The 20,284-nt window shown below is 60.9% G+C and carries 22 protein-coding genes and 1 riboswitch; of the genes, 5 read left to right on the top strand and 17 right to left on the bottom strand.

Annotation, left to right across the window (positions count from 1 at the left end):
- Position 1: 1 nt before the first annotated feature.
- Genes cobC through cobO form a run of 9 tightly spaced genes read right to left on the bottom strand, consistent with a single transcriptional unit; the run spans position 2 to position 8,093 of the window.
- Positions 2 to 574, bottom strand: coding sequence for an alpha-ribazole phosphatase family protein (cobC, locus tag POR16_RS06915; RefSeq protein ID WP_005889701.1), 573 nt, complete (start codon positions 572 to 574; stop codon positions 2 to 4).
- Complete coding sequence (gene cobT, locus POR16_RS06910) at positions 571 to 1,623, bottom strand: nicotinate-nucleotide--dimethylbenzimidazole phosphoribosyltransferase (protein WP_005889699.1); 1,053 nt, start codon at positions 1,621 to 1,623, stop codon at positions 571 to 573. The genes cobC and cobT overlap by 4 nt, the downstream gene beginning before the upstream one ends.
- A complete protein-coding gene (cobU, locus tag POR16_RS06905; RefSeq protein WP_005889698.1) occupies positions 1,620 to 2,141 on the bottom strand; it encodes a bifunctional adenosylcobinamide kinase/adenosylcobinamide-phosphate guanylyltransferase in 522 nt (173 codons plus the stop codon). The genes cobT and cobU overlap by 4 nt, the downstream gene beginning before the upstream one ends.
- Positions 2,142 to 3,602, bottom strand: a complete 1,461-nt coding sequence (locus tag POR16_RS06900) for a cobyric acid synthase (RefSeq protein WP_005889697.1) — start codon at positions 3,600 to 3,602, stop codon at positions 2,142 to 2,144.
- Complete coding sequence (gene cobD, locus POR16_RS06895; RefSeq protein WP_005889696.1) at positions 3,590 to 4,603, bottom strand: threonine-phosphate decarboxylase CobD; 1,014 nt, start codon at positions 4,601 to 4,603, stop codon at positions 3,590 to 3,592. The genes POR16_RS06900 and cobD overlap by 13 nt, the downstream gene beginning before the upstream one ends.
- Positions 4,596 to 5,504, bottom strand: coding sequence for an adenosylcobinamide-phosphate synthase CbiB (gene cbiB, locus POR16_RS06890; protein WP_122349469.1), 909 nt, complete (start codon positions 5,502 to 5,504; stop codon positions 4,596 to 4,598). Before cbiB ends, cobD begins: the two co-directional genes overlap by 8 nt.
- Positions 5,501 to 6,151 carry a 5,6-dimethylbenzimidazole synthase gene (gene bluB, locus POR16_RS06885; RefSeq protein ID WP_005889693.1) on the bottom strand — a complete coding sequence of 217 codons (651 nt, stop codon included), beginning with the start codon at positions 6,149 to 6,151 and terminating at the stop codon, positions 5,501 to 5,503. The genes cbiB and bluB overlap by 4 nt, the downstream gene beginning before the upstream one ends.
- Positions 6,148 to 7,443 carry a cobyrinic acid a,c-diamide synthase CobB gene (locus POR16_RS06880; protein WP_005889692.1) on the bottom strand — a complete coding sequence of 432 codons (1,296 nt, stop codon included), beginning with the start codon at positions 7,441 to 7,443 and terminating at the stop codon, positions 6,148 to 6,150. Before POR16_RS06880 ends, bluB begins: the two co-directional genes overlap by 4 nt.
- A gap of 38 nt (positions 7,444 to 7,481) precedes the next feature.
- Entirely contained in the window at positions 7,482 to 8,093 is a 612-nt protein-coding gene (gene cobO, locus POR16_RS06875; RefSeq protein ID WP_005889691.1) for a cob(I)yrinic acid a,c-diamide adenosyltransferase, read from the bottom strand.
- Between the two features lie 91 nt (positions 8,094 to 8,184).
- Positions 8,185 to 8,398, bottom strand: a riboswitch (cobalamin riboswitch).
- Between the two features lie 129 nt (positions 8,399 to 8,527).
- Here cobO and POR16_RS06870 point away from each other — a divergent pair.
- On the top strand, positions 8,528 to 9,856 hold the full coding sequence (locus tag POR16_RS06870) for a PQQ-dependent sugar dehydrogenase (protein WP_005889689.1): 1,329 nt from the start codon (positions 8,528 to 8,530) through the stop codon (positions 9,854 to 9,856).
- A gap of 178 nt (positions 9,857 to 10,034) precedes the next feature.
- Here the strand turns inward: POR16_RS06870 and POR16_RS06860 are convergent, their stop codons facing one another.
- The 6 genes from POR16_RS06860 to POR16_RS06835 form a co-directional block, all read right to left on the bottom strand.
- Positions 10,035 to 10,580 (bottom strand): C40 family peptidase, encoded by a 546-nt coding sequence (locus tag POR16_RS06860; RefSeq protein WP_005889687.1) that lies wholly within the window; start codon positions 10,578 to 10,580, stop codon positions 10,035 to 10,037.
- 85 nt (positions 10,581 to 10,665) lie between these two features.
- Complete coding sequence (locus POR16_RS06855; protein ID WP_024669904.1) at positions 10,666 to 11,397, bottom strand: C40 family peptidase; 732 nt, start codon at positions 11,395 to 11,397, stop codon at positions 10,666 to 10,668.
- 74 nt (positions 11,398 to 11,471) lie between these two features.
- Positions 11,472 to 12,236 (bottom strand): NAD-dependent deacylase, encoded by a 765-nt coding sequence (locus POR16_RS06850; RefSeq protein WP_054988983.1) that lies wholly within the window; start codon positions 12,234 to 12,236, stop codon positions 11,472 to 11,474.
- A complete protein-coding gene (hda, locus tag POR16_RS06845) occupies positions 12,230 to 12,934 on the bottom strand; it encodes a DnaA regulatory inactivator Hda (protein ID WP_005889683.1) in 705 nt (234 codons plus the stop codon). The genes POR16_RS06850 and hda overlap by 7 nt, the downstream gene beginning before the upstream one ends.
- 216 nt (positions 12,935 to 13,150) lie before the next feature.
- Complete coding sequence (locus tag POR16_RS06840; protein WP_024646798.1) at positions 13,151 to 14,224, bottom strand: AI-2E family transporter; 1,074 nt, start codon at positions 14,222 to 14,224, stop codon at positions 13,151 to 13,153.
- A 39-nt stretch (positions 14,225 to 14,263) separates the two neighbouring features.
- A complete protein-coding gene (locus POR16_RS06835) occupies positions 14,264 to 15,367 on the bottom strand; it encodes a DUF2066 domain-containing protein (protein WP_005889680.1) in 1,104 nt (367 codons plus the stop codon).
- Positions 15,368 to 15,708: 341 nt separating this feature from the next.
- On the opposite strand from POR16_RS06835, the gene purM reads away from it, so the two are divergent.
- The 4 genes from purM to POR16_RS06810 all read left to right on the top strand — a co-directional run bounded on the left by purM (position 15,709) and on the right by POR16_RS06810 (position 18,793).
- On the top strand, positions 15,709 to 16,767 hold the full coding sequence (purM, locus tag POR16_RS06830) for a phosphoribosylformylglycinamidine cyclo-ligase (protein ID WP_005889678.1): 1,059 nt from the start codon (positions 15,709 to 15,711) through the stop codon (positions 16,765 to 16,767).
- Positions 16,767 to 17,417, top strand: coding sequence for a phosphoribosylglycinamide formyltransferase (gene purN, locus POR16_RS06825; RefSeq protein ID WP_005889676.1), 651 nt, complete (start codon positions 16,767 to 16,769; stop codon positions 17,415 to 17,417). Before purM ends, purN begins: the two co-directional genes overlap by 1 nt.
- A gap of 8 nt (positions 17,418 to 17,425) precedes the next feature.
- A complete protein-coding gene (locus tag POR16_RS06820) occupies positions 17,426 to 18,139 on the top strand; it encodes a DUF3108 domain-containing protein (RefSeq protein WP_005889674.1) in 714 nt (237 codons plus the stop codon).
- A gap of 474 nt (positions 18,140 to 18,613) precedes the next feature.
- A complete protein-coding gene (locus tag POR16_RS06810) occupies positions 18,614 to 18,793 on the top strand; it encodes a hypothetical protein (RefSeq protein WP_003381582.1) in 180 nt (59 codons plus the stop codon).
- A 77-nt stretch (positions 18,794 to 18,870) separates the two neighbouring features.
- Here POR16_RS06810 and POR16_RS06805 read toward each other — a convergent pair whose 3' ends face one another.
- On the bottom strand, positions 18,871 to 19,410 hold the full coding sequence (locus POR16_RS06805) for a DUF2058 domain-containing protein (RefSeq protein WP_005889672.1): 540 nt from the start codon (positions 19,408 to 19,410) through the stop codon (positions 18,871 to 18,873).
- A 30-nt stretch (positions 19,411 to 19,440) separates the two neighbouring features.
- On the bottom strand, positions 19,441 to 20,274 hold the full coding sequence (gene mazG, locus POR16_RS06800) for a nucleoside triphosphate pyrophosphohydrolase (protein ID WP_005889670.1): 834 nt from the start codon (positions 20,272 to 20,274) through the stop codon (positions 19,441 to 19,443).
- Positions 20,275 to 20,284: the final 10 nt, after the last annotated feature.

Below are 20,284 nucleotides of genomic sequence, written 5' to 3'. Positions count from 1 at the left end.
TTCAGACTTCCGTCAGCAGACCGCCAGCGGCGACCTGAATCGACAACAGGGCGCCGTGACCGACCACCACCTGCAACAACTGCTCACGAGGCAGACCACGCGCTTGAGCCATCAGCAAACGCATCACCCCGCCGTGGCTGACCAGCAGCACGCGCTCACCGGCACAGGCCTGATGCAAACGCTGCACGGCGTTCAGCACTCGAGACGAGAAATCGGCCACAGGTTCGCCATTGGTCGGCGTGAACGCATAAGGATCAGCCCAGAACAACCCCAACCCTTCAGCATCGGTTTCCATCAGTTGCGCAGGGCTGTAACCTTCCCAATCGCCAAAGTGCAATTCCTGCAGACCCGGCTCCAGTTGCAGGGGCAACGACAGACGTTGCGCCAACTCCTCGGAGAACCGCGCGCAGCGCTGCAACGGCGAGCTGACAATCCGCTCCCAAGGGCCGCCGTCAACGACCGCATCACGCATCTGCTGCCAGCCGAGGTCTGTCAGCGCGTCATCAAGGCTGCCGCGCAACCCACCGCCCAGCTCGGTTTCCCCATGCCTCAACAGATCAAGATGCAAGTTCATGCCGGACGATCCGCCACCGCAGCTTCGGCAAATGTCGCCATGCCGTTGTGCAGCTCGCAAGCCAGGCGCACCAGAGGTACTGCCAGAGCCGCACCGCTGCCCTCACCCAGACGCATGCCAAGATCAAGCAGCGGCTCGGCCCAAAGCGTTTCCAGCAAATGCCGATGTCCCGGCTCCGCACCACGGTGACCAAACAGCAACCAGCTGCGGCACGACGGGTTCAGGCGCACAGCCACCAATGCCGCCACGCTGCAGATGAAGCCGTCGACCAGCACCGCGATACCTTCCTGCGCACAGGCCAGATAGGCGCCCGTCAGGGCTGCGATTTCAAACCCGCCCAGACAGAACAGGCTTCGCAACGGATCACCCGAGTGCTCGGCATGCAACGCCAGCGCGCGCTCGATGACCTGCGTCTTGTGGGCGACGCCCTCCGCGTTCAGTCCGGTGCCAGGCCCTACCAGCAACGGCGCGGCGCATTCCAGAATAGAGCACGCCAGCGCACTGGCAGAGGTGGTATTGCCAATACCCATTTCTCCACCGATAAACAACTCGGTCCCCGCTGCCTTGGCACGCAAGACGCTGTCGCGACCGGCCTGCAAGGCAGCAAAACCCTGCTCTTCGCTCATCGCCGGCCCCTGCGCGAGGTTGGCAGTACCCGCCCCCAGTCGCAGATGAAGAACGCCCGGCAGGTCCATCGGCGAAACCGTGCCCAAGTCCACCACGTCCAGGTGCGCCGACAACTGACGCGCCAGCACGCTGATCGCTGCGCCGCCGTTGACGAAGTTGTGCAACATCTGGCCAGTGACTTCCTGCGGATACGCTGACACACCTTCAGCAACAACGCCGTGATCGCCCGCGAAGATCGCGATCCACAATGTGTCGGCAGCCGGACGCTCACGCCCTTGCAGGCCGGCAAGCTGAACCGCCAGGCGCTCCAGCTGTGCCAGCGAACCGGCGGGTTTGGTCAGTTGCGCCTGGCGCGCCAGTGCAGCTTCGCGCATTGGCATATTTATGGCCTGAGCAGGCGTGAGCCACCAGGAATTACTCATAACGGTGTTCCTTTAAGGACCAGGGGCAGACCAGCAACGGTTAATACTACGCGCTGGCAACGCTCGGCCAGCGATTGATGCAGCAGGCCGGCTTCGTCGACATAACGGCGGGTCAGCTCACCGAGAGGCACAACACCGAGCCCGGTTTCGTTGCTGACAAAAATGATTTCACCCGGCAAACCGGCCAGACAGTCAAGCAGCGCTTCACGCTCCCGAGCCAGACGCTCTGAGCTGTCGAGCATCAGCAGATTGGTCAGCCACAGGGTCAGACAATCCACCAGGAGACAGCGGTCGGACGCGGCGTTGTCGCGCAGCACTCGCGCCAGCTCGACAGGCTCCTCTACCAGCCCCCATTGCTCGGGACGGCGCGCACGATGGCTAGCAATGCGATGATTCATTTCGCCATCAAGGGGCTGGCTGGTGGCGATATAAATCACCTCCAGCGCGGAATTCATGGCCAGTTTCTCGGCCAGCCGGCTTTTGCCGGACCTGGCGCCACCGAGGATCAATTGCAGCATTCAGCTTGCCTCCAGGCCGCACAGCTCGCGGAGCAGGCGGCCGTCCAGGTGTTTTTCAACCAGGTCCGCCAGGCGCTCGATGTCGCGCTCGCGCAAAGCGTGATAATCGACCGACTGAACGTTTTCCAGGCCGGCCCAGCGCAACAAGGCACTGCACGCCGCAGGTGATTCGAACAGCCCATGCAGGTAGGTGCCGAGTATCTGCCCGTCAGTGCTCTGCGCGCCATCGCAACGGCCATCATCAAGCCTGACCGCGGGCTGCTCCAGCGCCGCGCCGGTGGTCACGCCGGCATGAATTTCGTAACCGCTGACTTCAGCGTCTTCCAGCGTCAGATGGCCTCGCACGTTGCGTAGTTGTTTCTCGGTTTCCAGTACCGTACTCATCGCCAGAAGACCGAGCCCGGGACTTGAACCGGCAGCACCCTCCAGCCCCAGCGGGTCATGCAGGTGCTCGCCGAGCATTTGCAGGCCGCCGCAGATCCCCATCAATTTGCCGCCATAGCGCAGGTGCCGGTCGATAGCGGTGTCCCAGCCATTGGCGTGCAGGTATTTCAAGTCGCTGCGTACGCTTTTCGAGCCGGGCAGGATGATCAGGTCGGCAGGCGGTATCGCCTGGCCTGGCCCGATGAACTGCAGATTGACCTGAGGATGCAAGCGCAACGGGTCGAAATCGGTGTGATTACTGATGCGTGGCAGCACCGGCACGACCACGTTGAGGACCTGTTCGACCTTGTCGGTCTGGCGCTGATCGAGACCGTCTTCGGCTTCCAGGTGCAGGTCCATCACGTAAGGCAAAACGCCGACCACCGGTTTGCCGGTGCGCGCTTCCAGCCAGTCCAGACCCGGTTGCAGCAGGGCAATGTCGCCCCGAAACCGGTTGATGATGAAACCTTTGACCCGCGCCTGCTCGCTCGGCGAGAGCAACTCCAGCGTGCCGACCAGATGGGCGAAGACGCCGCCGCGGTTGATATCGGCAATCAGCAGCACCGGACAGTCGACCGCCTCGGCAAACCCCATGTTGGCGATGTCGTTGGCGCGCAGATTGATCTCGGCAGGCGAGCCCGCGCCTTCGACCATGATTACCGGGTAGCTTTCGCCAAGCCGTCGATGCGACTCCAGCACCGCCTGCATGGCGATCTCTTTATAGCCGTGATAAGCCACCGCGTTCATGGTGGTAACAGCACGGCCATGAATGATCACCTGCGCGCCGGTGTCGCTGTTGGGCTTGAGCAGCACCGGGTTCATGTCGGTGTGTGGCTCCAGAAAGCACGCCTGGGCCTGGACAGCCTGCGCACGTCCGATCTCACCACCGTCCGCCGTCACCGCGCTGTTGAGCGCCATGTTCTGCGGCTTGAACGGCACGACGCTCACACCCTGCCGGATAAGCCAGCGGCACAGCGCCGTCACCAGCGTACTTTTGCCGGCATCCGACGTGGTGCCTTGTACCATCAGCGTGGCCATGGGTATTCCTTGCGGTATTCAAGCAAAACGTTGTGCAGACGATGCCAGTCAGCCTCTTCGCCAGGCAAACCGAAGCGCAGGCTGCCGGATTCCGGCGTTGACCCTGCGAACAGCCGTAGCAGCACACCGCGCCGGGCGCAAAATTCGTAAAGTGTCTGTGCCTGTGCGGTGACCAGCCATTGAAAAAGCGCACAGCCACCGTCCGGAGTCAGGCCGTACTGTTCGAGCAATGCCACCAGCCGGTCACGCGCCCGATCACTGCGCTCGCGCTGATGCTCCTGGCCTTGCACATCGCCCAGACAGGCCTGGCCAATAATGCGGGTAGGACCGCTGACAGACCAAGGGCCTATTTCTTGCGCCAGCGCCTTGAGCAGCACCGGCTCGGCCAGCACAAACCCCAGCCTGACACCGGCCAGACCGAAAAACTTGCCGAACGAGCGCAGCACTATCAGCCCGATGCGCCAGGTCTCGGCTGTCAGGCTGAGGCCCGGCGTGTTGTCCATGAACGCTTCATCCACCACCAGCCAGCCACCGCGCTCGGCCAGTCGCGCGTGCCATTCCAGCAGGCGCTCGGTGCTTAAATGCAGGCCAGTCGGGTTGTTGGGGTTGACCACCACCAGCACGTCAAGGCTGTCGAGAAAATAATCGACCTCATGCTCGCTCACCTCGCGAACCACGTAACCGCTCTTGCGCCAGGCATGTGCATGCTCGGCATAACAAGGAGAAAGAACGCCGACCCGACCGCCACGGCGCACCCGTGGCAACGCCTGGATCGCGGCCTGGGAACCGGCCACCGGGAGCAATTGAGGAACGCCATAATACGCACAGGCCGCAGCTTCCAGACCGTCATCGGTCTCGGGCAGCCGCGCCCAGGCACGCGCCGGGATATCGGGAATCGTCCACGGCCAGGGCGCAATGCCGGTGGACAGGTCCAGCCATTCGGCCTGCCGGATACCATAATGCTGCGCCGCAGCGCGCAATCGACCGCCATGTTCAAGCATAGAATTCAGCTACCACACAGATGACCAGCAGCCACAACCACACGCCGCGCTGCACCAGTTGCCAGCCGCGATCAATCGAGTCTGCATCGGCCGGAACACCTTCGCCCAATGCCGGACGCTGATGCAGCTCGCCGTGATAGATAGCCGCGCCGCCCAGTTCGACGCCCAGTGCGCCCGCGCCAGCTGCCATCACCGGGCCAGCGTTCGGGCTGTCCCAGGTTGGCCCCTGAGTGCGCCAGCAGCGTAGCGCCAGGCGGGTCTTGCCCAATAAGGCGTAAGTCAGTGCCACGAGGCGTGCAGGACAGTAGTTGAGCACGTCGTCGATTTTCGCCGCAGCCCAGCCGAAACGCTCGAAACGCTCGTTGCGATAACCCCACATGGCATCCAGCGTATTGCTCAGCCGATACAGCACAACGCCAGGCGCACCGGCCACGACGAACCAGAACAAGGCAGCGAACACAGCGTCGCTACCGTTCTCCAGCACCGACTCTGTGGCGGCGCGAGCGACTTCGGTAGCATCGAGTTCAGTCGTCTGCCGACTGACCAGGTAACCGACCCGCTGCCGAGCCTCGACCAGATCATCGCTGCGCAGCGCTTGCGCCACCGGCTGAACGTGCTCGCCCAGGCTGCGCATGCCCAGCGCGCAATACAGCGCCAGGATGTCAAACAGCCAGCCAATGTAAGGCAGCCAGCTCAGCAGCGTGGCCGCCAGCGTCAACGGCACCACGGTGATCACCCAGGCCGTCACGCCATGACTGCGCCAGCCGCGGCCACCGCTGTTGAAACGTTGTTCGACCCGGCTGGCAAAGTTTCCGAACGCCACCAGCGGATGGAAACGTTTCGGCTCACCGAGCAACGCGTCCAGTGCCACGCCGGCGACGCTCAACAGCGCCACACTCATTGACTCACTCCCCACTGGTTCTCATACAACAGCTCTTTCAGCGGACGCGCCTGCGCCCAGCCTTCCATGACCAGCATCGGCGCAGGATAAAATTCTTTCACCGGCCCCAGACAGATGATCGCCAGCGGCTTGGCGCCGTCGGGCATGCCCAGCAATCCGGCCAGCGCTTCAGGGTCGAACAGCGACACCCAGCCCATGCCCAGCCCTTCGGCACGCGAAGCCAGCCACAGGTTCTGAATGGCGCAGGACAATGAGGCCATGTCCATTTCCGGCAAGGTACGGCGACCGAAGATGTGCTGCTCACGGCCTTCCATCAGTGCAGCGACCAGCACTTCCGCGCAATCGTTGATGCCTTCTACCTTGAGTTTCATGAACTCGTCGGTGCGCTCGCCCAGTGCTTCGGCGGTACGAATACGCTCTTCTTCCACCTGCGCCTGCATCTTGCCGCGCAACAGTGGGTCACTGATACGAATGAAGCGCCAAGGCTGCATGAGCCCGACACTGGGTGCTTGATGCGCGGCTTCGAGCAAACGCGCCAGCAACGCGGGCGCGACTTCGCCACCGATGAAATGCCGCATGTCGCGGCGCTCGGCGATGGCGCGATACACCGCAGCCCGCTCTTGCTCGCTGAATGCCTGCTCGGTCATGGCTTGAACAGCGCCGCAATTGCCGGTGGGCAGGAAGGAAAATAGAAATGCACGTAGGACGCGGTCAGGCGTCCGAGACGATACACCGCCTCTGCGCCCCGCCCACCATTAGGGCTGACGCCACGGGCAATTGGCTGCAGCTCGGTGCTGGTCAGCGAGTGGTGATAGGTATGACCGTGCAGCGTGCCCTCAGGCAGCTCGACCGCTTGCAGCGCCAGCGCCGCCAGACGCTTCTGCATGACCGCCTCACCGGCCAGCAAACCGACCAGGTCGGCGCGCACGCCCTCTACGTCGGTCAGAGCATCGAGCAGGTAGAGCATGCCGCCGCACTCGGCCAGGATCGGCTTGCCGGCAATATGGTGCGCCCTGATCGAAGCCTGCATCGTGAGGTTGGCGGCCAGCGCGACGTGGTGCAGTTCAGGGTAACCGCCCGGCAGGTAAAGGCTGTCGGCGTCTGGAATTTCGCTGTCATGGATGGGCGAGAAGAAGCTCAGCTCGGCACCCATGTTGCGCAACAGGTCCAGGCTGGCGCCATAAATAAAGGCAAACGCTTCGTCTCGCGCCACGGCGATGCGCACGCCGCTCAGCAACGGCTCGACCTGAACCGGGTCGGCCGCGGTAAATGTCACAGCCGGAGGCAAGGCCACTTCGCACGTGCTGGCCAAGGCCGCAGCGGCCATGTCCAGACGCAGGTCCAGGTCATTGAGCTCGCTGGCCTGCACCAGCCCAAGGTGGCGACTGGGCAATTCAAAACCCACTTCGCGTGACAACGCGCCATACCAGCGCAAACCTTCGGTCAGGCTGTTTTCCAGCAACTGCGCATGACGAACCGTGCCGACGCGGTTGGCCAGCACGCCGGCAAACGGCAAGTCCGGCTGATAGCGCGCCAGCCCCAGCGCCAGGGCGCCGAAGGTCTGGGCCATTGCAGTGCCGTCGATCACTCCCAGCACCGGCACGCCGAAGTGTCGCGCCAGGTCGGCACTCGAGGGCGTGCCATCGAACAGGCCCATGACGCCCTCGATAAGAATCAGATCAGCTTCATCAGCGGCTTCCCACAACAGGCGGCGGCTTTCATCGGCACCGACCATCCACATGTCCAGTTGATAGACCGGCGCGCCACTGGCACGCTCAAGGATCATGGGGTCGAGAAAGTCCGGCCCGCACTTGAACACCCGGACCTTGCGGCCCTGATTGCGATGCAAGCGGGCCAGCGCGGCGGTAACGGTGGTTTTGCCTTGCCCGGAGGCTGGCGCGGCGATCAATACCGCCGGGCAATCGCGCGGAGCTCTCATTGCAGTGCTCTCATGGCAGCGTTCTCATAGTGAATGGCTCACAGCTCGATGCCTTTTTGCGCACGAATACCGGACTGAAACGCATGCTTGACCACGCTGATCTCGGAGACCGTATCGGCCAGGTCGATCAACTCGGGTTTGGCGCCACGGCCGGTGACCAGCACATGCTGCATAGGAGGACGCGCCTGCAGGTCGGTAAGCACCTGCTCAAGGTCAAGATAGCCATGCTTCAGGGCGATGTTCAGTTCGTCGAGCACCACCAGGCCGATGCCCGGGTCGCGGAGCATTTCCTGCGAGACGGCCCACGCGGCCTCAGCGGCAGCGATGTCGCGCTGGCGGTCCTGGGTTTCCCAGGTGAACCCTTCGCCCATCACGTGATAACGCACCTGCTCGGGGAAGCGCCGGAAGAACATTTCTTCGCCGGTGCTGTTGCGGCCCTTGATGAACTGCACCACACCGCACTGCATGTCGTGCCCCATGGCCCGAGCGAGCATGCCGAAGGCAGAACTGCTCTTGCCTTTGCCATTGCCGGTCAATACCAGCAGCAGCCCGCACTCGTTGGGGGAGCTGGCAATGCGCTCGTCCATCACGGCTTTCTTGCGCTGCATGCGCGCCAGGTGGCGTTCGTCGCGTTCGGGGGATTCGTTCATCTCGGCTCTCCGCTCGGGGCAGGCGAAAGCAGACGGAAGGACAGCACTGGACAGCACGGCAACGCCCTGCACAGAACATCACCCTCCGTGATGCCATTGAGTGATTCAGGCCGGTCTCCGGGCTCATGAGCGGGTCACCCCGGCTGCGCGCCTTCCCATGTAAAAACACAGTGGCGTCAGGCACAGCCTTGACTCATTTACCGTTGCGGGGGCAGCGCCGGGATCGGATCAGGAGATCCACACCGGCTTCCCTGTTTCACTCTGCCAGTCGCTGACTGCAAAGCACCTGAAACAAGCCGCGAAGGGTAGAGTGTTGGGCCGGGAGCGTCAATCTGCACTGCTGCCATTGGAGGCTGTTCCGGTACCTGATTGAACCTGTACGGCTCAATGCGCCTCTACCAGTGACAGGACAACGTCTTTTATGGAGATTTCCCATGTTCAAACTCAGACCCCACTACGCCGTACTGCTTCTGGTCGCTGGCGGCCTCGCTGCTTGCGGCGAGTCGTCGACCCTGCAGGTGTCAGACGGCACAGGCCCGTCGCCGAAGCTGCCGGAGCCGAATAAGACGCTGATACCGACCGTCAACATCGCCCCTGCGATCGGCTGGGAAAACGGCGCCAAGCCGGTTGCTGCGCCAGGCACTCAGGTGGCGGCCTTTGCTGAACATCTGGATCACCCGCGCTGGCTGTATGTGCTGCCCAACGGTGACGTGCTGGTGGCGGAAACCAATTCGCCCGCCAAGCCGGATGATTCCAAGGGGATTCGTGGCTGGGTCATGGAAAAAGTAATGGGCCGTGCAGGTGCGGGCGTGCCGAGCGCCAATCGCATTACCCTGTTGCGCGACATGGACAAGGACGGCGTTGCTGAAACCCGCACGGTATTCCTGAAGGACCTCAACTCCCCGTTCGGCATGACCCTGGTGGGCAACAAACTCTATGTAGCCGACACCGACCGCCTGATCAGCTTCCCCTACCAGACAGGTCAGACCTCCATCAGCGCGCAGCCGACCAAAGTGGTCGATTTGCCGGGTGGTACGCTCAATCACCACTGGACCAAGAACGTCATCGCCAGCAAGGACGGCAGCAAGCTGTACGTGACGGTCGGCTCCAACAGCAACGTGGGCGAGAACGGCCTGGATAAGGAAGAAGGTCGCGCAGCGATCTGGGAAGTGGACGCCGCCACCGGCAACCACAGGATCTTCGCGTCGGGCTTGCGCAACCCGAACGGCATGGACTGGGAACCAAAGACTGGAAAGCTGTGGACTGCCGTCAATGAGCGAGACGAGATCGGCAGCGATCTGGTGCCTGACTACGTGACGTCAGTGCAGGATGGCGCTTTCTATGGCTGGCCTTACAGCTACTACGGCCAGCATGTAGACGAGCGCGTCAAGCCGCAAAACCCGGAATTGGTCGCCAAGGCCATTGCGCCTGACTATGCAGTCGGCCCGCACACGGCCTCGCTGGGCCTGGTATTTGCCGACGGCAAGACGCTGGCGGCGCCTTTCAACGAAGGCCTGTTCATTGGCCAGCATGGCTCATGGAACCGTAAACCGCACAGCGGCTACAAAGTGGTCTTCGTGCCCTTCAGCGGCGGCAAGCCCAACGGCGCACCGGTGGATGTACTGACCGGCTTTCTGAACAAAGATGAAAAAGCGATGGGCCGACCGGTCGGCGTGGTCAACGACCAGCGCGGCGGCTTGCTGGTGGCTGATGATGTTGGCAACAAGATCTGGCGCGTGACTTCAGCCAAGGCCGCTCAGTAACGCCGGGTGCAGGGGGTGTACGCAGAGCGTCACTAACAGCACTCCCACGCTGGGGCGTAAGGAACGATAGGCACTCGCGGGAAGCCTATGTTACCCAAGCTCCAGCGTGGATACGCGTTGCAGGGCGCTCTGAGTGCGATCTCGAGTTGGAAAAGAACCGCTGATCAGCGGTTCATGTCTAAGGCCGATTCTGCGCCAGGCTGGCGGGCTGAATAACGCGCTTGGCGTTGAGGTAAGCGCGCTGCCAGTAAGGCTTGTCCAGGCTGTCGAGCTTGACCGTGCCACCAGTGGCCGGTGCATGCACGAATCGACCTTCGCCAACGTAGATGCCGGCGTGGGACACCTGCGAGCCACCCGATGTGGCGAAGAACACCAAATCGCCCGACTGCAGCTGTTCGCGACGAATATTCGGTGCGCCCATCACGATCATCTCGCGCGTGGAGCGTGGTAGAGAAATACCTGCCGCATCACGATAGACATAGCCTATAAGGCCGCTGCAATCAAAACCGGAATCAGGCGTGTTGCCGCCCCAACGATAAGGCGTGCCGACGAGCCCCAAGGCACGAAACAGCACGTCTTCGGCAGCAGGAGAGAGGATCTGGGGGGGAGCCGTCACCACCGGACGCTGAACGATCCGGGGCGCTTTGGGCGGAGGCGGCGTGCTGGCACAGGCGCCCAGCATCGCAGCAACGGAAATGACCATCAGGCGCAAAGCAATCGACATACACACAACAACCTGATCCGGATGCGGCTTACGCTGCCGAGTAGCTCAAAAACGCAGAAAGACCCGAAGGTCTTGTAAGCGGATTTTATTTGTTCACGTTACGCCGCTTTGGCGCGGTCTTGACTGTAGTCGATGTCATCGCTGTTGTCTGCGTTGCAACCGGAGAAGATTTTACCGCCACTGCGCCGGGGGCCATCGCCAGAGGTCGTTTGGCCTCGATGAAGGTCTTGCTCCAGTAGGCGTCGTCAAGGCTGTCGATGCGCACCCCGCCACTGCGGCGGCTGCTGGAATGAATGAATTGCTGATTACCGGCGTATATCGCTGCATGGCTGACACGGCCACGGCCGCGAGTGCTGAAGAACAGCAGATCGCCAGGCTTGAGATTACCGCGCGAGACCAGCGGCGCATCGACGTTGATCATTTCGCGGGTGGAGCGCGGCAGACTCATGCCAGCCTCTTCGCGAAACAGATAACCGATGAAACCACTGCAGTCGAAACCGGAACGGGTCGAGGTGCCGCCGAACTGGTAGCGCGTACCGATCAGAGACTTGCCGCGTTCAAGAATACTGTCGGCCAAAACCGGCAGTTTGTAGGATTTGTTGTCTGCGAACTGAGCCAGTTCGTCTTCTGTGGCCATCTCGTCCTGCAATTCAGCAGCATCAGCGCGACGGGCTGCTGACTGTGCCGTTACCGTGTTCTGGTAGTGCGGAGCGGGCTGAACCTGTTCTTGCTGTGCAACCGGCATATTGGCCGAGCAACCGAACAAAAAAGTGACAAGTGCGAGGGGCACGAGGGGTGCGAAGCGAACAACTTGCATGGGCACAACCGTGGCTGACTGTTAAGAAGCCGAGACTATGCCCGCAATGAAAGCGATTTGCAAATTCAATCGAACTAGATGTGACTTATGAGTTCCGCCATGACATGTGCCGCCCGGCACTGCAGAAAGACGTCCATATGAGCGCTGTGATCCGTGGGCTGCGGATTGATTTCTGCGGTAAATCCCCCGGAAACACGGGTGCGAATGACCGGTTCATGGATGTAGGGGAAGCTGGCCGTGGTGCCGATACTCAGCACTGCGTCATAGCCTATAGCCAGCTGTTCATGCAGTGTTTCCAGTGCTCTTTCCGGGAGCATTTCCTGAAAAAGAACGACGGGCGGTCGCAGAATGCCACTACAGATGCTGCATAGAGGTGGCAAAGGACGCAGCAAGTACTCGCTCAGTTGCGAATCCTGCGCGCCACATGACTGACAGAACAGTGGTGAAAGCTGGCCGTGAATTTCGATCAGCCGCTCGGGCGGGCTGCCTGCTGCGCGATGATAGCCATCGACGTTCTGGGTCAGCACCCAGCATTCAGGCTTGATGCGCTGCAACTGGGCGATGGCATAGTGGGCAACGTTAGGCTCGCCACCGAGGCAGGCTTTGCCCAGCTCGGCGATGTATTTCCAGCACAACTCGGGATCGCGACGCAGCATCGGCCCCGACAGGGCGACTTCGATCGGTAGCCCGTCATCCGTCTTGCCGTTGTACAGCCCGCCTACGCCACGATAAGTCGGCAGCCCCGAATCTGCCGACAGACCAGCCCCGGTAATCACCAGAATCCGTTTTGCATGGCGCAACGCTGCGGCGGTCTGCATCACCAGCGTCTGATCTACCACCCAAGCGTCTCTTTAAGGAAGGGAATGGTCAGCTTGCGTTTTTCCTGAAGCGAAGCCTGATCAAGACGCTCGAGCAATTCAAACAGCGCGCTCATGCTGCGTGTGCCGCGGGTCAGAATGAAGTGGCCGACATCGTCGGTCAGGTGCAAGCCACGTCGTGAGGCGCGTAGTTGCAGCGCACGCAGTTTGTCTTCGTCGGACAGCCCGCGCATCTGGAACACCAGCGCCATGGTCAGGCGGGACTTCAGATCAGGGAGTTTAACCGGTAACTCGCGGGGCGATTTGGACGCTGCAATCAACAGCCGTCGACCACTGTCGCGCAGCCGATTGAACAGGTGGAACAGGGCTTCTTCCCAGTCCGGCTTGCCGACCACCGCTTGCAGATCATCGAGACAGACCAGCTCGTACTGCTCCAGGTGGTCGAACAGTTCGATGCCTTCATCTATGACTTCGGCCATCGGCAGGTACACCGCAGGCTCGCCCATCTGCTCGAAACGCAGGCACGCAGCCTGCAGCAGGTGCGTGCGCCCTACCCCGTCCTTGCCCCATAGATAGATGAGGCTTTCCGTCCAGCCGGCATCGGCTTCGCACAGCCGCTCGACATAGCCGAGTGCAGCGGCATTGGCGCCTGGATAGTAATTGACGAAAGTGGCGTCATCACGCAGACGCACACTCAGGGGCAGCTGAATCGGTTTCATGCTGACTAACGGCTCATGCAAACCGTCAAGGGCCTCTGTGTAAAGTGTTCGAAGTTTATACCCGTGAGGCGGGTCGCACAATGCGACAGACCCCAAGCAAAATCAAAGGTTTGCGTCAGGGTGAGTAAAGCGGGGGGCCAGCAAGGGAGTTTGGCGCACAGCATGCGCCATTTTGGCCGGCCTCTTCGCAACAGGGCGAAGAGGCCGGCTTCAGGGTCAAAGCTCCGGGTCTTCCGCGCCTGCGTAGATTTCCGAGTCTTTATAAACGTCGTGCATATGGCGCACCAGCACCATGATCACTGCCGCAACCGGCAAGGCCAGCAGAATGCCGGTGAAGCCGAACAGTTCACCACCAGCCAGAATCGCGAAAATCACCGCGACCGGGTGCAGGCCGATACGATCCCCCACCAACAACGGCGTCAGGACCATGCCCTCAAGGGCCTGACCTATCATGAACACCGCGACGATGCCCATCATCGGGTACAGGTCGCCGCCGAACTGGAACAACCCGGCAATCAGCGCCGCGCCGATACCGATCACAAAGCCCATGTAAGGCACGATGGCTGCCAGACCTGCAATGACACCGATCAACAGCCCCAGCTCCAGGCCAACCAGCATCAGCCCGGCCGCATAGATAACCCCCAACCCGACCATGACCAGCAACTGGCCGCGAATGAAGGCACCCAGCACTTCATGGCACTCGCCCGCGAGCTTGACGATCTGACCTTCACGCTGACGCGGCAGCAGACCGCGGATCTTGCCGGTCATGATGTCCCAGTCACGCAGCAGATAAAAGCAGACCACCGGGATCAGCACCAGATTGGTCAGCCAGCCGATCAGGGCGAGGCTGGACGCGGTGGCCTGAGACAGGACAATGGAGACGATGTCCCCTGCCTGCCCCATGTGCTCGGAGATGGCAGCCTTGATCTTGTCGAATTTCCAGAAACCGTCTGCAAGCCCGAATTTGGCCTGTACCCACGGCATGGCCGAGTGCTGCAACCAGTCGAGAATCTGCGGTGCCAGTTCGTACAGACGAAACAGCTGCTTGGCCAGCATCGGCACAAGCACCAGCAGCAAGGTCATCAGCACCAGAGTGAAGAGGCCGAATACGACCACCACGCTCAAGGTTCTGGACAGCCCCGCGCGCTCCAGACGGTCTACCAGCGGATCGCCCATGTAGGCCAGCAGCAACGCCACCAGAAAAGGAGTGAGGATCGTGTGCAGCAGCACCACGAATGCGACCAGCAAAGCCAGCCCGCCGATCCAGAACCAACGCCGCGTATCAGTCATCAACATCCCTCAAGCCAATGGAAAAGCGTTCTTGCCGGGTTACCAGCGGAAGTACAGTTGTGGCGCCGAGGCCGGAACAATCATCGGCGCCTGTGCAGGAGCCGATACTGAAGCTGCGCCAGCAGCTGGTGCGGCAGGAGCAGCAGGAGCGGCAGGTGTCGTAGCGTCCGCAGGCGCAGCAGCGACCTCACTGGCCGGCACTTCCTGCAGCTTGGCCAGTGACATCTGCGAGCGTAGCTGATCGGCGCTGCCACTGACTTCAAACACCACCCGATCACCCTCTACAGAACTCAGACGCACGCCGAAGGGTTCGAGTAACTGAAGCAGTTGTGCATAACGCTCCAGGGTCATGCCCTGAACCTGCATCAGCATGCCGGTAGACGCGCCGGGCTTGGCGACGAAACGCGGGGCCAGACGCTCGCTCACGGACAACAGCACCGCATCGGCCAAAGCTTCGGAGGTTGCGCCGGAGGCCGTGCCCTGTTCGCGCTGATCACCCAGCCACAAGCGCCACTTGCCCTGCCACTGCCCGCCCTCTTCCTTGGCATGCACCGCAAGAATCGCATCGGCGCCATAGCGTTCGGACGCTTCCTTGAGCGGTGCCGGGTCAGTCGCTTCAAGGGTTTTGGCGTCGCCGATACCTTGCTCGCTCAGGTCAGCCAGCGGCAGACGCAAGGGCAGACCACGGTGTTGCGCAGCTCGGCGCAATGGCTCGGCAGCAGCCTGGCCGTCGCCGACCAGATTGGCGCCCTCGACCGAGTCATTCAGCCACCAGCCGAGAATCGACGGGCGGTTGCTGCCCCAGATCGACAGCCCGGCGTCACGCAAGGCGCGCTCGGTGGTTGCCGGATCGAAATCCACCAGCAGGGTTTCCGGCGGCCCGGCTTCATAGCCGTATTGGCTGATGATTTGCTGTGGGTCTTTGCGCAGTGCAGCGATGGCAGAGCCCTGCACGGCCTTGGCGTCTCCGGTCAGGCGCAGTACCAATGTATCGACGGCGGCCTGAGTGGCACGGCTGCGCTCGTCTGGCGACTGACCACTGACTGCTTCACGCACCTGATAAAGATTGCTTACCGTTTCGGCAAGGCTGGGAAGGCTGATCAGGGACAGACAGCCGACAAGAAGGATTCTGGAAAAACGCATGGACAGTTCCCGAACGGAAAAAAGTAAAAAGAAGCAGCTTCAGGAGATACACAGCTTGGGACAGCAGTGAGCCACCGGTCATTCAAATTCGGCCTAAAGTACACCTTAAACGCCTGCACTCGCACTGATCGTACCGGCCAGAACAGGTTTATTTAGTGCAACACGGTCCCTGTTGTCGGCGCAAGGATGGCCCCTGGGGAGCAAGCCTGATAAAATCGCGCGCCTTCGCAGACCGGCAATCGCAGAGGCCCAACCTTAACATCGCATCACAGCGCGGTGCTGAACGGGTCCCAACGCAGCGGTCGATACCTCCGAATCCCCCCTAAAGGCCTGGATTTTCTATGAGCAAGCAACCTTCCCTGAGCTATAAAGACGCCGGTGTAGACATCGACGCCGGTGAAGCATTGGTCGAACGCATCAAAAGCGTCGCCAAGCGTACCAAGCGTCCGGAAGTCATGGGCGGCCTGGGAGGTTTCGGCGCTCTCTGCGAAATCCCGGCGGGCTACAAGCAGCCGGTTCTGGTTTCCGGCACCGACGGCGTGGGCACCAAGCTGCGCCTTGCCCTGAACCTGAACAAGCATGACAGCATCGGCATCGACCTGGTCGCCATGTGCGTCAATGACCTTGTGGTGTGTGGCGCCGAGCCGCTGTTCTTCCTCGATTACTACGCCACCGGCAAGCTCAATGTCGAAACCGCCACCCAGGTCGTGACCGGCATCGGCGCGGGCTGTGAACTGGCAGGCTGCTCGCTGGTGGGCGGCGAGACCGCTGAAATGCCTGGCATGTACGAAGGCGAAGACTACGACCTGGCAGGTTTCTGCGTCGGCGTCGTGGAAAAGGCCGAAATCATCGATGGCTCGAAAGTCGCCGCCGGTGACGCCCTCCTCGCATTGCCCTCGTCCGGTCCGCACTCCAACGGCTACTCGCTGATCCGCAAGATCATCGAAGTCGCCGGTGCCGACATCGAAAACATCCAGCTCGACGGCAAGCCGCTGACCGAACTGCTGATGGCGCCAACCCGCATCTATGTCAAGCCGTTGCTCAAGCTGATCAAGGAAACCGGCGCGGTCAAGGCCATGGCACACATCACCGGTGGCGGCCTGCTCGACAACATCCCCCGTGTACTGCCGGAAGGCGCTCAGGCGGTGGTCGATGTGGCGAGCTGGCAGCGCCCGGCTGTGTTCGACTGGTTGCAGCAGCAAGGCAACGTCGACGAGAACGAAATGCACCGCGTACTGAACTGCGGCGTGGGCATGGTCATCTGCGTCGCTCAGGAGCACGTTGAAACTGCTCTGAACGTTCTGCGTGAAGCCGGCGAGCAGCCTTGGGTGATCGGCCAGATCGCCACTGCGGCCGACGGCGCAGCACAGGTCGAGCTGAAAAACCTCAAGGCGCATTGATGCCGGCCATCTGTGATGTCGTGGTGCTGCTTTCCGGCACCGGCGGCAACCTGCAAGCGATGATCGACAGTTTCAAGGATGAGGCCAGCCCGGTCCGCATTCGCGCGGTGATTTCCAACCGTGCCGACGCATTCGGGCTGCAGCGGGCCAGAGACGCGGGCATCGAAGCCTGCGTTCTGGACCACACCGCCTACGAAGGTCGCGAGGCCTTCGACGCGGCGCTGATGCAACTGATCGACACTTTCCAGCCACAGCTGGTGATATTGGCCGGTTTCATGCGCATACTCAGTGCGGGCTTCGTTCGTCACTATCAGGGGCGTCTGCTCAATATCCACCCTTCCCTGTTGCCGCGTTACAAAGGTCTGCACACGCACAAGCGCGTGCTGGAGGCCGGCGACGCCGAGCATGGCTGCAGCGTGCATTTTGTCACTGAGGAACTCGATGGCGGCCCGCTGGTCGTACAGGCAGTTATTTCGGTACATTCGGACGACACGCCAGTGGTGCTCGCGCAACGGGTTCATGCTCAAGAGCACTGTATTTACCCACTGGCTATTCGCTGGTTTGCCGAAGGCCGATTGACCCTTGGTGAACAAGGCGCATTACTGGATAACCAGTTACTCCCGGCCAGCGGCCATCTGATTCGACATTAGGAGATATTATGCGTCGCGCTCTGCTCTTCGCTTTCGCCCTGCTCGCATTGCCTGCCGTACAGGCCGCAGACCTTCAACCCTTCTCCGCCAGCTACACCGCCGACTGGAAGCAGCTGCCGATGAGCGGCACTGCCGAACGCAGCCTGGAAGCCGGTGCCAATGGCACTTGGACCCTGAGCTTCAAGGCTTCGATGATGATCGCCAGCCTGACTGAAGTCAGTACCCTGAAGGTCGACAAGGACACCCTGCTGCCACAGACCTACAGTTTCGAGCGCAGTGGCCTGGGCAAATCCAAGAAGGTCGATCTGGCCTTCGACTGGAACACCAAATTCGTCACCGGCACCGACCGCGGCGAAGCGATCAAGCTGCCGCTCAATCGTGGCATTCTCGACAAGTCCACCTATCAGCTGGCATTGCAACATGACATCGCCGAGGGCAAGAAGAGCATGAGCTACCAGGTCGTCGATGGTGACGAAGTGGACACTTATGACTTCCGCGTACTGGGCTCGGAAAAGGTCACCACCAAAACCGGCCAGGTCGACGCGATCAAGGTAGAACGCGTGCGTGACCCGACACAAAGCAAGCGCACCACCGTGCTGTGGTTCGCCAAGGACTGGGACTACCTGCTGGTTCGCCTGCAACAGGTTGAAACCGACGGCAAGGAATACAACATCGTACTGCTCGATGGCACCGTCAACGGCAAGGCCGTCAAAGGCAGCTGATCGCCCTGACCGCCCGCACCACAGAGCCCCGCTTTTCAGCGGGGCTTTTTATTGGCTGCCGCCCACTCACCGGACGCAGAGCGTCCAGAACGGCATGCCCACGCGGAGCATGGGCACGATAGTCGGGATCATCGTTCACGCTCCAGCATGGGAATGCCTGTCGTGACGCTCCGCGTCACACCTGCGCGCCATGTCGCTCAGGAAGTAAAGCGTCTAGGACGGCGTATCCACGCGTATTCGGCCAAGCCAACACCGCGCTCGAAGCACATGAAACATCCTTCATTTACCCACCACCGCGCCGCAAGCCTCGTCATGCAAGGGCTGCAGGGCAGCGATCATTTTCTGATCACTGGGGAACCTGAACAGGCTATTTACTTAGGCAGCTAACAACTTCTATAAAAGAGTCCTGCGACACATGGCCGCAGTATCCAGAGGCCTGACCATCAAGGCCATCAACGTCAGGAGCTTATTACTATGACTGTCAGAGTGACTGAACGCGACGACGCCCATCTCTCCCACGAAGCCGTTGCCGACGGCATCCAGATCTGGGACGTGCATCAACAGGACCAACTGGTCGGAATGTTCCACATAGAGTCCGATGCCCTTCGCTACAAGGAAGAGCTGGAAGCACTGGAAAGCCAGGGTAATCACTAAGCACTTTCTCAGAACAAGAAACGACAAAACCCGCTGAATGCGGGTTTTGCCATTTTTACGCTCACAAAGTCAGCGGGTTACCACATAAGATCGTCAGGCACCTGATACGCCGCATACGGATCATCAGCATCCGGCGCTTCAGTAGGCGTATTGAGCAATACGATGCGGCGCGGGTCGCGCTCCTGGATCTTCAGAGCTGCCTCACGCGGAATGATCTCGTAACCGCCACCGTGGTGAACGATCGCCAGCGAACCGCTGCTGAGCTTGTTGCGTACCAAGGCGTTGACCGAGATCCGCTTGACCTTCTTGTCGTCGACGAAGTTGTAGTAATCCTCGGTGATCAGCTTCGGAATGCGTGAAACCTCGATCAGTTGCTTGACCTGAGCCGCACGGGCCTTCTGCTCGACCTTCTCCTGCTGCTGGCGATTGAGCTCCTGATCACGTTTGGTTTTTTCAGCCTGGGCTTCCTGAGCCGCACGTTTTTGCGAGTCGTCGGCCTGAGCCTGCCCCTTGTGTACCAGCCGCTGCTCTTTCTGCTTTTCTTTGCCGGCCTGCTTGGCCTGCTTTTGGTTGACCAGACCTGCCTTGAGCAACTGGTCGCGAAGGGAAAGGCTCATTGTCTACTCACTTATGCCGTTACCGCACGCTCAGCCGCAGCCGGGCGTGCTCTTTTCCTGACGTTTGGCTTCGCCCCACAACGCATCCATGTCTTCGAGCGAGCACTCTTCGATAGGACGCTGGAGGTGACGCAATGCCTGTTCAATGAATCGAAAGCGTCTGTCGAACTTGTTATTGGCCGAGCGTAACGCAGTTTCGGGATCAACTTTCAGATGCCGGGCCAGATTGACTACACTGAACAGCAAATCGCCGACTTCTTCAGCGATGCCCTCGGCGTCATTGTCGACCATGGCTTCAAGAATTTCATCGAGTTCTTCGCGCACCTTGTCGACCACCGGCAAGGCTGCAGGCCAGTCGAAGCCGACCTGTGCGGCACGCTTCTGCAGTTTGGCCGCCCGACTCAGCGCCGGCAAGGCCCCTGGCACGTCATCGAGCAATGACAGCTGCTCGGGCACGCCGGATTTCTCGGCACGCTCCTCGGCCTTGATCTCATCCCAGCGCCGGTTGACCTGTTCGTCGCTCAGGCGCGGTGTTTCTGGTGGCGCATATAGCTCGCCAGTTGGAAACACATGTGGATGACGACGTAGCAATTTACGGGTAATGCCGTCCACCACACCCTCGAACTCGAAGCGCCCCTCTTCCTTGGCCAGTTGCGCGTAAAAGACTACCTGAAACAACAGGTCGCCCAACTCGCCCTGCAAATGAGCAAGATCACCCTGTTCGATGGCGTCGGCCACTTCATAGGCTTCTTCCAGCGTATGCGGCACGATGCTGGCGTACGTCTGCTTCAAGTCCCACGGGCAGCCGAACTGCGGGTCACGCAGCCGAGTCATGAGATGAAGCAGGTCTTGAACTGTATACATGGGGCTCCCT

The sequence above is a fragment of the Pseudomonas coronafaciens pv. oryzae str. 1_6 genome (assembly GCF_000156995.2).
GTDB classification, from domain to species: Bacteria; Pseudomonadota; Gammaproteobacteria; order Pseudomonadales; family Pseudomonadaceae; genus Aquipseudomonas; species Aquipseudomonas tremae.
Note: the sequence above shows the minus strand (reverse complement) of the source record. Positions and strands in the feature narration are given on the sequence as shown.

Bases quoted from the DNA above. Each gene is read 5' to 3' on its own strand.
- POR16_RS06880 (WP_005889692.1), bottom strand. From the start codon at position 7,443: ATGAGAGCTCCGCGCGATTGCCCGGCGGTATTGATCGCCGCGCCAGCC.
- POR16_RS06900 (WP_005889697.1), bottom strand. From the start codon at position 3,602: ATGGCCACGCTGATGGTACAAGGCACCACGTCGGATGCCGGCAAAAGT.
- mazG (WP_005889670.1), bottom strand. From the start codon at position 20,274: ATGTATACAGTTCAAGACCTGCTTCATCTCATGACTCGGCTGCGTGAC.
- cobC (WP_005889701.1), bottom strand. From the start codon at position 574: ATGAACTTGCATCTTGATCTGTTGAGGCATGGGGAAACCGAGCTGGGC.
- purM (WP_005889678.1), top strand. From the start codon at position 15,709: ATGAGCAAGCAACCTTCCCTGAGCTATAAAGACGCCGGTGTAGACATC.
- cobT (WP_005889699.1), bottom strand. From the start codon at position 1,623: ATGAGTAATTCCTGGTGGCTCACGCCTGCTCAGGCCATAAATATGCCA.
- cbiB (WP_122349469.1), bottom strand. From the start codon at position 5,504: ATGAGTGTGGCGCTGTTGAGCGTCGCCGGCGTGGCACTGGACGCGTTG.
- POR16_RS06805 (WP_005889672.1), bottom strand. From the start codon at position 19,410: ATGAGCCTTTCCCTTCGCGACCAGTTGCTCAAGGCAGGTCTGGTCAAC.
- POR16_RS06835 (WP_005889680.1), bottom strand. From the start codon at position 15,367: ATGCGTTTTTCCAGAATCCTTCTTGTCGGCTGTCTGTCCCTGATCAGC.
- bluB (WP_005889693.1), bottom strand. From the start codon at position 6,151: ATGACCGAGCAGGCATTCAGCGAGCAAGAGCGGGCTGCGGTGTATCGC.
- cobD (WP_005889696.1), bottom strand. From the start codon at position 4,603: ATGCTTGAACATGGCGGTCGATTGCGCGCTGCGGCGCAGCATTATGGT.
- POR16_RS06860 (WP_005889687.1), bottom strand. From the start codon at position 10,580: ATGTCGATTGCTTTGCGCCTGATGGTCATTTCCGTTGCTGCGATGCTG.
- POR16_RS06840 (WP_024646798.1), bottom strand. From the start codon at position 14,224: ATGACTGATACGCGGCGTTGGTTCTGGATCGGCGGGCTGGCTTTGCTG.
- cobU (WP_005889698.1), bottom strand. From the start codon at position 2,141: ATGCTGCAATTGATCCTCGGTGGCGCCAGGTCCGGCAAAAGCCGGCTG.
- hda (WP_005889683.1), bottom strand. From the start codon at position 12,934: ATGAAACCGATTCAGCTGCCCCTGAGTGTGCGTCTGCGTGATGACGCC.
- POR16_RS06820 (WP_005889674.1), top strand. From the start codon at position 17,426: ATGCGTCGCGCTCTGCTCTTCGCTTTCGCCCTGCTCGCATTGCCTGCC.
- POR16_RS06855 (WP_024669904.1), bottom strand. From the start codon at position 11,397: ATGCAAGTTGTTCGCTTCGCACCCCTCGTGCCCCTCGCACTTGTCACT.
- POR16_RS06810 (WP_003381582.1), top strand. From the start codon at position 18,614: ATGACTGTCAGAGTGACTGAACGCGACGACGCCCATCTCTCCCACGAA.
- cobO (WP_005889691.1), bottom strand. From the start codon at position 8,093: ATGAACGAATCCCCCGAACGCGACGAACGCCACCTGGCGCGCATGCAG.
- purN (WP_005889676.1), top strand. From the start codon at position 16,767: ATGCCGGCCATCTGTGATGTCGTGGTGCTGCTTTCCGGCACCGGCGGC.
- POR16_RS06870 (WP_005889689.1), top strand. From the start codon at position 8,528: ATGTTCAAACTCAGACCCCACTACGCCGTACTGCTTCTGGTCGCTGGC.